This window comes from Agromyces sp. NPDC056389 (genome assembly GCF_042262385.1).
Lineage (GTDB): Bacteria > Actinomycetota > Actinomycetes > Actinomycetales > Microbacteriaceae > Agromyces.
Genome location: NZ_JBHJPN010000001.1, coordinates 2,174,770 through 2,187,445, shown reverse-complemented (window position 1 = coordinate 2,187,445; position 12,676 = coordinate 2,174,770). Strand labels below are relative to the sequence as shown.

At 69.4% G+C, this 12,676-nt stretch carries 10 protein-coding genes; 4 read left to right on the top strand and 6 right to left on the bottom strand.

What is annotated here, in order from left to right; all coding sequences use genetic code 11:
- Positions 1 to 53: 53 nt before the first annotated feature.
- Entirely contained in the window at positions 54 to 773 is a 720-nt protein-coding gene (locus ACFCVM_RS10245) for a GntR family transcriptional regulator (protein WP_375836070.1), read from the bottom strand.
- A gap of 190 nt (positions 774 to 963) precedes the next feature.
- Here ACFCVM_RS10245 and ACFCVM_RS10240 point away from each other — a divergent pair, with 190 nt between their 5' ends.
- Both ACFCVM_RS10240 and ACFCVM_RS10235 read left to right on the top strand, forming a co-directional pair.
- Positions 964 to 1,668 carry an HAD family hydrolase gene (locus ACFCVM_RS10240; protein WP_375836069.1) on the top strand — a complete coding sequence of 235 codons (705 nt, stop codon included), beginning with the start codon at positions 964 to 966 and terminating at the stop codon, positions 1,666 to 1,668.
- Between the two features lie 56 nt (positions 1,669 to 1,724).
- A complete protein-coding gene (locus ACFCVM_RS10235) occupies positions 1,725 to 4,751 on the top strand; it encodes a LamG-like jellyroll fold domain-containing protein (protein ID WP_375836068.1) in 3,027 nt (1,008 codons plus the stop codon).
- A gap of 156 nt (positions 4,752 to 4,907) precedes the next feature.
- On the opposite strand, the gene ACFCVM_RS10230 is transcribed toward ACFCVM_RS10235, so the two are convergent.
- From ACFCVM_RS10230 to ACFCVM_RS10215, 4 genes are all read right to left on the bottom strand, one after another.
- A complete protein-coding gene (locus tag ACFCVM_RS10230; RefSeq protein ID WP_375836067.1) occupies positions 4,908 to 5,330 on the bottom strand; it encodes a pyridoxamine 5'-phosphate oxidase family protein in 423 nt (140 codons plus the stop codon).
- A gap of 115 nt (positions 5,331 to 5,445) precedes the next feature.
- On the bottom strand, positions 5,446 to 6,477 hold the full coding sequence (locus tag ACFCVM_RS10225) for an LLM class flavin-dependent oxidoreductase (protein ID WP_375836066.1): 1,032 nt from the start codon (positions 6,475 to 6,477) through the stop codon (positions 5,446 to 5,448).
- Between the two features lie 111 nt (positions 6,478 to 6,588).
- A complete protein-coding gene (locus ACFCVM_RS10220; protein WP_375836065.1) occupies positions 6,589 to 7,581 on the bottom strand; it encodes a hypothetical protein in 993 nt (330 codons plus the stop codon).
- A gap of 33 nt (positions 7,582 to 7,614) precedes the next feature.
- The gene (locus ACFCVM_RS10215; protein ID WP_375836064.1) at positions 7,615 to 8,316 is read right to left on the bottom strand and encodes a YceI family protein; all 702 of its coding nucleotides are present in this window, start codon (positions 8,314 to 8,316) and stop codon (positions 7,615 to 7,617) included.
- Positions 8,317 to 8,424: 108 nt separating this feature from the next.
- Here ACFCVM_RS10215 and ACFCVM_RS10210 point away from each other — a divergent pair, with 108 nt between their 5' ends.
- Positions 8,425 to 8,910 carry a hypothetical protein gene (locus ACFCVM_RS10210; protein ID WP_375836063.1) on the top strand — a complete coding sequence of 162 codons (486 nt, stop codon included), beginning with the start codon at positions 8,425 to 8,427 and terminating at the stop codon, positions 8,908 to 8,910.
- A gap of 185 nt (positions 8,911 to 9,095) precedes the next feature.
- The gene (locus ACFCVM_RS10205; protein WP_375836062.1) at positions 9,096 to 11,330 is read left to right on the top strand and encodes an ATP-dependent Clp protease ATP-binding subunit; all 2,235 of its coding nucleotides are present in this window, start codon (positions 9,096 to 9,098) and stop codon (positions 11,328 to 11,330) included.
- Positions 11,331 to 11,359: 29 nt separating this feature from the next.
- On the opposite strand, the gene ACFCVM_RS10200 is transcribed toward ACFCVM_RS10205, so the two are convergent.
- Positions 11,360 to 12,658 (bottom strand): MFS transporter, encoded by a 1,299-nt coding sequence (locus ACFCVM_RS10200; RefSeq protein WP_375836061.1) that lies wholly within the window; start codon positions 12,656 to 12,658, stop codon positions 11,360 to 11,362.
- Positions 12,659 to 12,676: the final 18 nt, after the last annotated feature.

Sequence of the window (12,676 nt, the reverse complement as noted above, 5' to 3'; positions counted from 1 at the left end):
GTTGCGGCGCGGCCTCAGGCTGAGAGTTGCGGCCGCGGCATGTCGTGACGCGTCTACAGCTCGAACTCCGAGCGGGTGAGGGAGTTGCTCTCGCGTGACGCCTCCACCAGGAACGTCACCGTGTCGGGGAGGTAGCGATCCTCGCCGTACTCGATCGGGGCACCGCCTGACGTGTAGCTGACGCGCCGGACTCGCAGCAGGGGACCCGCGCGGCGCACACCGAGAAGCTCGGAGTCGGCGCTGGACACCGGCACGACGTCGATCGCATGCTCGGCATGGGCGGTGACCACATCGAAGTCGCGGCTGAGAGCGTCGACGACGGATGCCTCGTCACCGGGTATCGCGGCGACCCGGTCTGCAATCCAACTCGGGTAGCAGGTGCGTTCGAGCATCACCACGCGTCCGTCGAGGCTGCGCGCCCTGGCGACCCGGAGTACCCGGCTGTGCAGGCTCACGCGGAGCCGGCGCGCTTCGCTGCCGGTGGCCTCGCCGAACTCGGAACTGTGGACCTGACCGCCGGGCGTCATCCCCTTGCTCCGTGCCCACTGCGCAAAGGAGCGCAGCTCATCGAACGACTGGTTCTGGCGAGCTGAGCGCACGACCCAGCCGGAGCCCTGCACCGGCGTCACCAGCCCCCTGGTCTCGAGCCCGGCGAGCGCACGTCGAACGGTGCCGCGAGTCGCACCGTAGCGCTGCGCCAGCTTCGTCTCCGACGGAAGTGTCGTACCGGGGATGAACTCCCCGTCGACGATCCGGGTCAGAAGATCGCTCATGATCTCGCGATGCGAGCGTGCGGATCCGGGTGGCACGGTCTCAGAGTAGGTCACTCGATCCAGCACGGAGCCCTCCCGGTGGACAACCGTTCACAGCTGTCCCCCCATCTCGGACGAAGAATCGGGACTGTTCAGATCTCATTCACCGGTTCGTCGCCCCCTGCACACCGACGGGAACGGGAATCGTTGGGTGATCCCGACAACGCACCTCTCCTCCGCCGCCGAGACCGCCGGGCCGGCCGCCGTGCTCTTCGATCTCGACGGCACCCTGGTCGACAGCGAGCGGCTCTGGCTCGAGGTGGTGCGAGGTCGCCTCGACAGCGCTGGACGATCGGCCTCGCCGGCCCTCCTCGCCGAGTTCGAAGGGCTCACGACGAGCGAGGCCGCTCGTCGGGTCATCGCCCTCACCGGCGAGAGCGCCTCCGGCGATCGCGTGGCCGAGGAGCTCGAGAGGTCGGCGATCGAGGTGTTCAGCGGGCGCTTGCCGTGGATCGCCGGGGCACCGGAGGCGCTGCGGAGTCTGCGTGAGGCGGGGATCTCGCTGGGCCTCGTGACGAGTTCGTCCCGACGGTGGGTCGCGGCGGTGGAGCGGAGCGTGCCGCTCGGGCGCTTCGATGCCGTCATCACGGCCGATGACGTGCAGCGCACGAAACCGCATCCGGAGCCCTACCTGCGCGCGGCTGAGCTGCTGGGTGCGGAACCGGGCGCCTGCATCGTGTTCGAGGACTCGGCGGTCGGCGCCACGGCGGCGACCGCCGCGGGATGCCGTCTCGTCCAGGTCGGCCCCGACCGCCATCGCGACCCGGGCTGCTCGGCAGACCACCTCTCCGACCTGCGCCCCGTGACCGCGCTGTGGGTGCGCGGCCTGTTCGCCATGGACGCCGCGCTCCGCTGACGTCCGCTCATCTCCCCTGACCATCCACCGATTCCCAGCACACACGAAGGAACCCCATGTCGCTCTCCCACCGCCCGCCGCGGGTGCGAACCCGTCCCGCGAAGATGTCACGCAGCGTCAGCGCAGGCGCGATCGTCGCGACCGCCGCGATCGCACTGCTCCTGCCTGCCATGCCCGCGGCCGCCGCGCCGGGCAGCGCGACGGGCGACGTACAGCCGATGACGCAGCAGCGCATCGATGCCGCCAACGATGCGTACAACGGCGCCGACACGAGGCTCGAGTTCATCACGATGTCCGACACCGAGCTCGGCGGCACCGCGACCGCCGACAAGACCTCGGAGGAGGTGGCATACGACGGGGTGAAGCAGCACTTCCAGAGCATTCGCGCCTGGGCCGATGAGAAGGCCTTCGACACTCAGGTGGTCGTCGACAACGGCGACGTGGTCGGGGCGAACGACCCGGAGTACTCAGCACACCTCGCCGGTGACAGTGAGAAGGTCGCCGGCTGGTACCGAGCGGTCGAACGAGTCATTCGCGAGAGCTTCCCCGAGTCGCAGGCGCTGTTCACCCAGGGCAACCACGACATCGCCGATCTGATGGGCGAGACGTTCGATTCGGCCAGGGCCGACAATGCGCCGGCCGATGCCCCGGCGTGGTTCTATCCGAACGCCGACACCGGGTACGTCAGCAACTTCCACACCACGATCAGCGGGATCGACTTCATCGGTCTCGACTACAACGGCACGAGCACGTTCGGGTACGGCGGGCAGCGAGCCGGGTACCAGGCCTTCCTCACCAGCGCGCTCCAGGAGATCGCCGCCAAGCCCGACTACGACCCGAGGAAGCCGATCTTCGTCTCGATCCACAGCGGCTACGGGGGCACCTCGCTCGGCGGCCCGTTCCACGGCGAGTACGACCTCGCCGGTCCCGACGTGCAGCGCATCCTCGCCGACTACCCGCAGGCCGTGCTCGGTTCGGCGCACACGCACTTCTCGTCGAACCCCGAGACGAGCATCTACCAGAAGGACTTCACGGTCTACGAGAACGCCTCGATGAACTACATCTATCAGGACGTCCCCTCGGACTTCGTCGGAGGCGGCTACTTCGGCGGCAACCAGGGCGACGCCGAGGGCGGGGTGCCGCAGAAGAGTGCGAACTTCATCAGCGTGCTGACGGACGGCACCACCGTGATCCGCCGCTTCGACGTCACCCACCAGCGCTGGATGGGCATGCCGTGGGTGATCGACACGACCAAGGGCAAGGACGGCTTCACCTACACCGACGCGCAGCGCAGCACCGTGGCGCCGTGGTGGGATGCCGCCGCGATCACAGCGACCGATGTCACCGAGAGCTCGCTCACCCTCAGCTTCGACCAGGCGAAGGATGACGAACTCGTGAACTTCTACGAGGTCGAGATCACCGATCAGGCCGGCACCCCCGTGCCGTTCAGCGTGAACCAGGTGCCCGACTTCGGGAACAACCCTCCCAAATCCCTCACCGGGACGTTCAAGGCGTACTCGCGGTTCTACATGACCCCGAGCACGATGGGCTTCGACATCCACGGACTGAAGCCGGCCAAGAACTACACGGTCAAGGTCACCGCCTTCGACGACTTCCAGAACAAGTCCCAGCCGCTCGCCGGCACCGTGCGCACCGCGGGCGAGCTCGTCTTCCCCGAGTTCCCCGAGGCGCCGGCTCCTGCGCCCGAGGGCGAGTTCCTCAGCCTCGCGTTCGAGGGCGACCTCCGTGACACCGGTGCGGCCGCAGACAGCGCGCCGACCGCGACTCCGGTCGGCTCGGTCTCGTATGTCGACACCGACCGCGTGGGAGCATCCGGCAAGGCCGTGCGCATCGGCGGCGGTGCCGGCAGTTACGTCGACCTCGGCTCTCGCCCGGAGTTCGATCTCGGTGCCGACAAGGACCTCACCATCAGCTTCTGGACGAAGGTCACCGGAGTGAGCGGGTACGGCTCGATCATCAGCAACAAGAACTGGTCGAACTGGTACCGCTCGGGCATCAACATCGCCCCCGAGGGCACGAACACGGGCAAGATCGAGTTCACCCTCGGCGACGGCACGAACGGCGTCTACTCGACCGGTACGGTCACCGACTACCGCAACAGCTGGCATCTGATGACCGTCACGGTGGACCGTTCGCGGAACGTCGCGAGCACGTACATGGACGGCGTGGCGACGAATGAGACGAGCATCGCGGGGGTCGGCAGCATGACCAGCGGTCTGCACATGCTGGTCGGCGTCGACGGCGGGAAGAACTACGGCATCGGTCTCGACATGGACGAGCTGCGGATGTGGGACAGCGCGCTGAGCGCAGACGAGATCGCCGGTCTCTTCGCGGCGGACGACTCCACCGCAGAGACCGAGGCACTCGCCCAGGCGGTCGAGTACGCGAAGGAACTGGCGAGCGCGAACGAGGTCGCAGCGTCGAACGGGCGCGTCTTCGATGCGGCGCTCGGTGAGGCGCTCGCGACCGCGACGAGCAACAGCGAGGTGCTTCTCGGCACCGGGGCGGGCGCGGAACGGCAAGCCGCCGGGGCTCCGACCAAGGAGCAGCTGCGTGTGAGCTTCGACGCCCTGCGGTCTGCGGTCGTCGCCGTCGAGGGACAGCCGGTTCGCTTCACGTACGAGACGGAGGTCGGCAACGGCACCGTCTCGCCCGCCGAAGGCGTCGCAGATCTGGGCGGTGTCGTGCGCCTGTCGCTGACCCCGGCGAGCGGCTTCCAGATCGCAGATTCGGCGATCAGCGTCACCGGGGTGGAGAGCTTCGCGATCGACGGCGAGGAGCTGGTGCTCACGGGCGTCGAGAGCAGGGTGATCGCCTCGGTGGTGTTCGCTGCGGTTGACGCGGGCGGCGATGGAGGCGCCGGCGGCGGAGACGCAGGCGGCACCGGATCGACCGGGGGCGACAACACCGGGAGCGGCAGTGCCGGCTCGACCGGATCGGACGGGCTCGCGACCACCGGTTGGGATGCGGCGAGGAGCTGGGCTCTCACCGGCTTCGCCGTGGCGCTGCTCGCCGGGGCGGCCGGACTGTTCTGGCTGCGCAGGCGCACGCACGGCGCGTAGCCGGGCACAGTCGCCGTTCCCTCGGACGGCGACGCCACGAACCCCGCGCCTCCTCGCCGTGACCCGGCGGGGAGGCGCGGACCATTTTCAGGCCGCACGCCGGCCTGACCGCCCGGCCTGATCGCCGCCGGCCGGGCCCGCCCGAACGGCTCGCCCCTACGGGTGCGGGCGCTCGAACTGGCGGCCGTGCACCTCGGCGGGCGTGATGCGCACCCACCGGTCCTTCGTCTCGGGAGCCCAGGGCTCCACGCCGAGCCGCTCGGCCTCGGCGATCTCGGACTGCCGATCGAACTCGACGGCCTCGCCCTTCACGACGACGCTGAACGCCTCACGGTCGTCGGCGCCGTCGACCTCGAAGGCGACATGGTGGTGGATCGTGAGTTCGAGCAGTTTCGTGCCCGGAGAAGTGCGGAAGACGATCGTGCGGTTGTCCGCGACCACGTGGTTCACCGGGAAGATGTCGATTTCGCCGCCGGCGGCCGCGGCGATTCGGCCGTACGGTGCGTCGGAGATGCGCTGCCAGCACTCCGCCTCCGTCAGGTGACGGGTCGGTGGGCGTTCGTCGAGTTGGTCGTCCATGCTTCGAGTCTGCTCCTGTCGTTCCCGAACCGCGAGAGGGGCGTGCCGAGGTCGGGCGTCGGGGCCTGCGATCGCGGCCTGCGCGTCGGGCCCGCGCCGCCGTCGACCGTCGCGGTCACCGGTTCGCCGGCTCCCAGCCGAGGCTCGGCGCGACGTGCTCGGCGAAGGCCGCGATCATCCGCAGATTGAATTCGACGCCGAGCTGGCTCGGAATCGTGAGCATGAGCGTGTCGGCCTCGCGGATCGCCGCGTCGCGGAGCAACTGCTCGACGAGCTTGTCGGGCGTGCCGGCGTAGGTCTTGCCGAACGTCGATCGCATGCCGTCGATGTAGCCGACGCCGTCGCCGTCCTGGCGGCCGCCGAAGTAGAGCTCGTCTTCGGCGGTCGTGATCGGGAAGATCGAACGGCTCACCGAGGTGCGCGGCTCGCCGGGGTGGCCGGCCTCGCGCCAGGCCGCGCGGAACGTCTGGATCTGCTGCGCCTGCAGCTCGTCGAAGGGCATGCCGCGGTCTTCCGTGAGCAGGGTCGACGACATCAGGTTCACGCCGCGGCGCCCCGCCCATTCGGCCGAGTCGCTGTTCCCGGCGCCCCACCAGATGCGCGATCGCAGGCCGGGGGAGTACGGCTCGATGCGCTGCAGGCCGCTCGCGCCGCCGCCGAACGGCGACGAGGCATCCGCTTCGGCGATGCCCTTGCCCTCGACGGCCTCGAGGAAGCGGTCGAAGTGCTCGCGGGCGATGTCGGCGCCGCGCGGGTCCTGCGAACCGGTGTAGCCGAACGCCTCGTAGCCGCGCACGACCGTCTCGGGTGATCCCCGGCTGACGCCGAGTGCGAGTCGACCGCCCGAGATGAGGTCGACGGCCGCGGCCTCCTCGGCGAGGTGCAGCGGGTTCTCGTAGCGCATGTCGACGACGCCGGTGCCGACCTCGATGTGCCGCGTGCGTGCGGCGATCGCGGCGAGCAGCGGCATCGGCGACGCCTGCTGGCGCGCGAAGTGGTGCACGCGGAAGTACGCGCCGTTCACGCCGAGCTCGTCCATGCCCTGGGCGAGGTCGATCGCCTGCAGCATGGAGTCGCCCGCCGAGAGTTCGCGGCCGCCGCCGAGCGGGCCGTAGTGTCCGAATGAGAGCGTTCCGAAGCGTTGCACGACTGGTGGAACGACCGGGCGATGGAGTCTATTCCTGTGCATGGATGCCGCAGCGAGCCGCCGTCCGCGGCAGGCGCCCCCGCGGCAGGCGCCCCGATCAGACCCGGTCGGTCATCGTGCGTTCGCGCGCTCGAGTTCCTCGGCTTCCTGCGCGAGGCGATCGATGCTCTCCGAGCCGAACCGGCGGAGTGGCGTGTTGTAGACGCCCGTGGCGACAGCGTGCGGGCAGTCGAGCAGCTCCCCGAGCCCGAGCAGCGCATCCGCGTCGGATGTCGCATTGGTCACCGTCTCAAGCACGGAACCGAGCAGCGCTCTCGCGGCGAGCAGCGCTCGGACTCCCTCCAGTCGCTCTTCCATCGCGTGACGGTGTTCTGCAGCTGGCAGGCGGGTTCGTCCGGGGCGCGGCTGGTGCTGTTCGATGAGTTCGGCGGTGAGGTGCACCTCGAGGGGAGTCTCGGTGCGTACGCCGAGGTCCATGAGCGTTGCGGTGATCTCGTGGTCTCCGGGTACTCGATCCCGCCACTGATTCGCATCGAGCAGCACACGGACGCGTGCGTACTCGCCCGGATCCAGCGCGAAGGCCGGCTCCTGGCCACCCGTGAAGCCGAACAAAGCCGGTCCCGGCTCCTCGCCGGCCCGGGCGAGGAAGCCGATCGCGACGAAGGAGTCGCCGTCGGGGCGCCACCGGTGTTCGCCCGTGTTGACGACGTCGACCACGAGGTGATCGAGGGCGGGCTCCGAACGGGTGACGTCGGGCCACCGCAAGACGAGGCCCCGGCTCCGCTCGGCCCGACTCGCTCGGAGTGGCTGCGGTTCGGGGTGGATCTGCACTTGCGCGGCACGCGACCGGTCGCGGGGCAGCGCGACCTGCGCGATGCGCCACCACTTCGAGCCGTCTTCGACCGGAGACCCGAGCACGACAGCGTGCTCGGGGCGGGCGAGCACCCTCCACCCCGACGCGGGTGCGTCGTTCGGCACGGCTGCAATCGACACCTCGAGATCGAGGGATTCGAGCAGGGAGGCAAGCTCGACCCCGGGCTTGGTCAGGGCAGTTCGGTCGACGGTGATCTGCCCGATCTGCGGTTGATCAGTCGATGCGTCCATCGCAGCAGACTGCCACAACGCCGCCGATCCACCTCACTCCCGAGCGAGCACGAGCGAGAACTCGACGAACCCGTCTGGCTCGACCGAGACGAAGCCGAGGTTCGGCGCCTCGACGCCGAAGTCGGCGAACGTGATCGGGATGCTGCCGGCGACCTGGCCGTCGCTGCCGTTCCAGACCGCGTCGAGGTCGACGGTCACGGTGCGCGTGACGCCCGCGAGCGTGAGCTCGCCGATCGCCTGCACCGTCTGCACCCCGCCGACGACTGGCGCGGTGTCGACCGTGATCGGCTCGGTCAGCACGAAGGTCGCCGTCGGGAACTGGTCGACGCGCAGCGCGTTCGAGCGGAAGTACTCGTCGCGGTTGCCCGAGTCGGTCGCGATCGACGCGACGTCGACCTCGAGCGACGCCGCGGTCAGGCTCAGCCCGTCGACCGTGAAGCCGCCCGTCACGTCGGAGGTACGCCCGGTGACCGTGACGTCGGTGCCGTTCAGCACCTCGTCGACGCGGTAGCCCGCGAACGAGCCGCCGGCCACGGTCCACTCGCCGGTGAGGTCGGATGCCTCGGTGCCCGCCTCGGCCGTCGCCGAGGGCGCAGCCGTCACCGCCGGGGCGGAATCGGCCTCGCCGACGATGAGGTCGCGATAGACGATCGGCGCCGCGATGGCGGCGGTCGCACCGAGCACGAGCACCCCCGCGACGATCGAGGCGGTGATGATCTTCGTACGCTTCTGCACTGCGGCTCCTCGGGGTCGGACTTCGAGCTTCACGCATCAACGTATGAGAAAGCATTGAATACGCCGCGACCCTGTCGAGATGACGGCGGATGACGCAGAATGTCGTGCATGAGCGACCCTCACGTGCTCGGGCCGGGCCTCCTGCCGACGCCGTTCACCGCCGACGAGATCCGCGACGCGAGCGGGTTCGGCAAGACCATCCGCATCCTCGTCGAGGAGCCCGGAGGTGAGACGTTCGAGCGCGTCAACCGCTTCAGCGCATGCGACGACGACGGCGCGATGCTCGAACGCTGGCGCGTCGCGCCCGATGGGGGAGTCGACGGCGAGGTCGCGGGCGGTCGGGTGACCTGGCGCGAGCTGCAGGGTCACGCCGCATTCCCGGCCGAGCGCACCATGCTGACCGAGGAGACGCTCGAGCTGCCGGTCGGTCGGGTCGAGTGCCTGCGCTTCGACACCCGCGACGAGGCGCCGGATGCGCCGGTGGAGACGTTCTGGTTCGCGCGGGCGCTGCCCGGCATGCCGGTGAGGTACGAGTCGCCGACGCCCGCCGGGATCGTGCGCACCACGGTGCTCGCCGTCGAGGTCGTGAGCTGACCGGCCGACCAGGGTCGGCCGTCTGATCGGTCGGCGGCGGGCCGTGGCACCCGCGGATCGCTGGCGCGCCACGCGGCATCCGTCTAGCGTGAGAGCCGGGGGAGATTCGGCGCGCAAGCCGGAATACCAGCCCTCTCGACAAAGTTGAGTTAAGTACACTCAAGTTTTGAACGAAGGGAGAGCCTGTGGCCAACATGCAGGGTGCGCCGAGCACGCAGGAAGAGCAGAAGTCGGCGCTCGAACAGTACGGCGTCAACCTCACCGAGATCGCGAAGGCGGGCAAGCTCGACCCCGTGATCGGGCGGGACTCCGAGATCCGTCGCGTCAGCCAGGTGCTCACGCGACGCACGAAGAACAACCCCGTGCTCATCGGCGAGCCGGGCGTCGGCAAGACCGCCGTCGTCGAGGGGCTCGCCCAGCGCATCGTCGCGGGCGACGTCGCGGAGTCGCTGAAGGGCAAGCAGCTCATCTCGCTCGACATCTCGGCGCTCGTCGCCGGTGCGATGTACCGCGGTCAGTTCGAGGAGCGGCTGAAGGCCGTGCTCAAGGAGATCAACGACGCCGAGGGCGAGATCATCACCTTCGTCGACGAGCTGCACCTGCTCATGGGTGCCGGCGGCGGCGAGGGGTCCGTCGCGGCCTCCAACATGCTGAAGCCCATGCTCGCCCGCGGTGAGCTGCGGCTCATCGGCGCGACCACGCTCAACGAGTACCGCGAATACATCGAGAAGGATGCCGCGCTCGAACGCCGGTTCCAGCAGGTGTACGTCGGCGAGCCGAGCGTCGAAGACACGATCGCGATCCTCCGTGGGCTCAAGGGCCGTTACGAGGCGCACCACGGGGTCACGATCTCCGACGCTGCGCTCGTCGCCGCGGCATCCCTGTCGAACCGGTACATCTCGGCGCGACAACTGCCCGACAAGGCGATCGACCTCGTCGACGAGGCGATGTCGCGCCTCAAGATGGAGATCGACTCGAGCCCCGTCGAGATCGACCAGCTGAAGCGCCAGGTCGACCGCATGAAGCTCGAGGAGCTCGCCCTCAAGAAGGAGAAGGACGACGCGTCGAAGGAGCGGCTCGCGAAGCTGCGCGAGACGCTCGTCGAGCAGGAGCGCGAGCTCGCCGGGCTCGAGGAACGCTGGGCACGCGAGCGGATGTCCCTGAACCGCGTCGGCGACCTGAAGAAGCAGCTCGACGACGCGGTCACGCAGCGCGACCGCGCCATGCGCGAGGCCGACTACGCGAAGGCGTCGAAGCTCGAATACGAGACGATCGCCCGGCTGCAGCGCGACCTCGAGGCGGCCGAGCAGGCCGAGCAGGCTCCCGACGAGCCCCGGATGGTCAACGAGCAGGTGACCGAGGAGGACATCGCCCAGGTGATCGCCGCGTGGACGGGCATCCCCGTCGGCCGGCTGCTGCAGGGCGAGACCGAGAAGCTGCTGCACCTCGAGCAGGAGCTCGGCAAGCGCCTCATCGGCCAGAAGCGCGCCGTCGCGGCGGTCGCCGACTCGGTGCGCCGCTCGCGGGCGGGCATCAGCGACCCCAATCGACCGACCGGATCCTTCCTGTTCCTCGGCCCGACGGGTGTCGGCAAGACCGAGCTCGCGAAGGCGCTCGCCGAGTTCCTCTTCGACGACGAGCACGCCATGGTGCGCATCGACATGTCGGAGTACGGCGAGAAGTTCTCGGTCTCCCGGCTCGTCGGAGCGCCGCCCGGGTACGTCGGCTACGACCAGGGCGGCCAGCTCACCGAGGCCGTTCGTCGTCGCCCGTACTCCGTGATCCTCTTCGACGAGGTCGAGAAGGCGCACCCCGAGGTCTTCGACGTGCTGCTCCAGGTGCTCGACGACGGGCGTCTCACCGACGGCCAGGGCCGCACGGTCGACTTCAGGAACACCATCCTGATCCTCACGTCGAACCTCGGCTCGCAGTACCTGATCGACCCGAGCCTCAGTTGGGATGAGAAGGAGCAGGCCGTGCTCCAGACGGTGCGGCAGGCGTTCAAGCCCGAGTTCGTGAACCGGCTCGACGACATCGTCGTGTTCTCCGCGCTCAGCGAGGCCGAGCTCGGCGAGATCGTCAACCTCTACATCGACCGGCTGTCGGCGCGGCTGCACGAGCGGCGACTCCAGCTCGGCGTCACTCCCGATGCCAGGGCCTGGCTCGCCGAACGCGGGTACGACCCGCTGTACGGCGCGCGGCCGCTGCGCAGGCTCATGCAGCACGAGATCGACGACCGGCTCGCCCGGGCGCTGCTCACGGGCGAGGTCCGCGACGGCGACAGCGTCGTGGTGGAGCTCGCGGACGACGGCGACTCGCTGTCGGTGACCCGGGCCGACACGCCGGTGCCGCACGCCGGTGGTGACGCCGGGTTCGACGACGACGTGATCGACGCCGAGATCATCGACGACGACCGGTAACCGGCCCTGCACGCCGAGCCCGCCGCGGATCAGTCCGCGGCGGGCTCGGTCGTGCTCGCGGTGGTGGTCGTCGTGCTGGTCGCGCTCGCTGGCACGCCGTTGGCGCTCGCCGGGATGCGACGCTCGAGGGCGAGGGCCAGCGCGCCGATGCCGAGGCAGCCGACGACCATGACGGCGATGTAGATCGCATCGAGGTCGTGGTCGAGCAGCAGGCCTGCTGCGATCGGCCCGGCGATCGCCCCGCCCTGGAACGCGGCCGAGTTGATCGCGTTGTAGCGGCCGCGGTTATGGTCGGAGGCGAGGTCGTTGTAGATCGCCGGCACAGTCGGCTGCAGCAGGGTCTCGCCGAAGGCGAAGACGCCCATGAACGCGAGCACGCCGATGGCCGCGGCGAGGGAGTCGGGCAGAAGGCCCGCCGCGCCGAGGATCAGCCACGAGAGCGCCCAGACGCCGGCCATCACCCACATCACCCGAGTGCGCCGCTTGCCGCTGATCTTCGCGAGCACGGTGAACTGCAGCAGCACGATGACCGCGGTGTTGACCGCGAACGAGAGTCCGATCACGCGGGTCGAGACCTCGGCCACTTGCCGCGCGTACGCCGGGAAGCCCGCCTCCATCTGGCCGTAGCCGATGAACATGGCGATGAAGGTCAGGAGCGTGAGCCAGAGCACCGCCGGCTGGCGGAGGATCTCGCGGTAGCCGCCCGCAGCTGCCGACTCCTCGGTCGGCTCGGACTGGGTGCGGACGTGGCGGAGCGGGCCGAGCAGCAGCGCCATGGGAATCAGTGCGCTGGCGGCGTCGATGAGGAAGATCACGGTGAACGTCTCGGGCGAGTCGACGTCGACGTAGAACCCGCCGATGATGCCGCCCACGCCGATGCCGAGGTTCACGAGCGCGAAGTTCACGCCGAAGTACTGCTGGCGCAGGTCGCCCGAGACCACGGCGGCGATGAGCGCGTTGAACCCCGGCCATGAGACGCCGAAGTTCACCCCGATGAGCACGAGGGCGACGGCCGCGACCGCCGGGTGGGTGGCGAAGGCGAGCAAGGTGCAGCCGGCGATCATCGAGACGAGGCCGGCGAGCAGCACGGCCTTCGCGCCGAAGCGGTCGATGAGCGTGCCGCCCGGGCCGGTGACGATGAGCCCGACCACGGCGATGAGGCTCATGAGCGCGCCCGACAACCCGAGATCGAAGCCGCGCACCTCGTGCAGGTAGATGATCGTGAAGGGCAGGGTCAGGCCCCGGCCGAGCGTCTGGATGGCGACGGTCGACAGCAGCCACCGACCCTCGGTGGGCAGGGCACTCCAGAACGTCCTCGCGCTGATCACTTCAGCATTCTGTTGCAC

Coding starts and splice junctions, on each gene's coding strand:
- ACFCVM_RS10230 (WP_375836067.1), bottom strand. CDS start 5,330: ATGGACGACCAACTCGACGAACGCCCACCGACCCGTCACCTGACGGAG.
- ACFCVM_RS10210 (WP_375836063.1), top strand. CDS start 8,425: ATGAGCGACCCTCACGTGCTCGGGCCGGGCCTCCTGCCGACGCCGTTC.
- ACFCVM_RS10220 (WP_375836065.1), bottom strand. CDS start 7,581: ATGGACGCATCGACTGATCAACCGCAGATCGGGCAGATCACCGTCGAC.
- ACFCVM_RS10245 (WP_375836070.1), bottom strand. CDS start 773: ATGAGCGATCTTCTGACCCGGATCGTCGACGGGGAGTTCATCCCCGGT.
- ACFCVM_RS10235 (WP_375836068.1), top strand. CDS start 1,725: ATGTCGCTCTCCCACCGCCCGCCGCGGGTGCGAACCCGTCCCGCGAAG.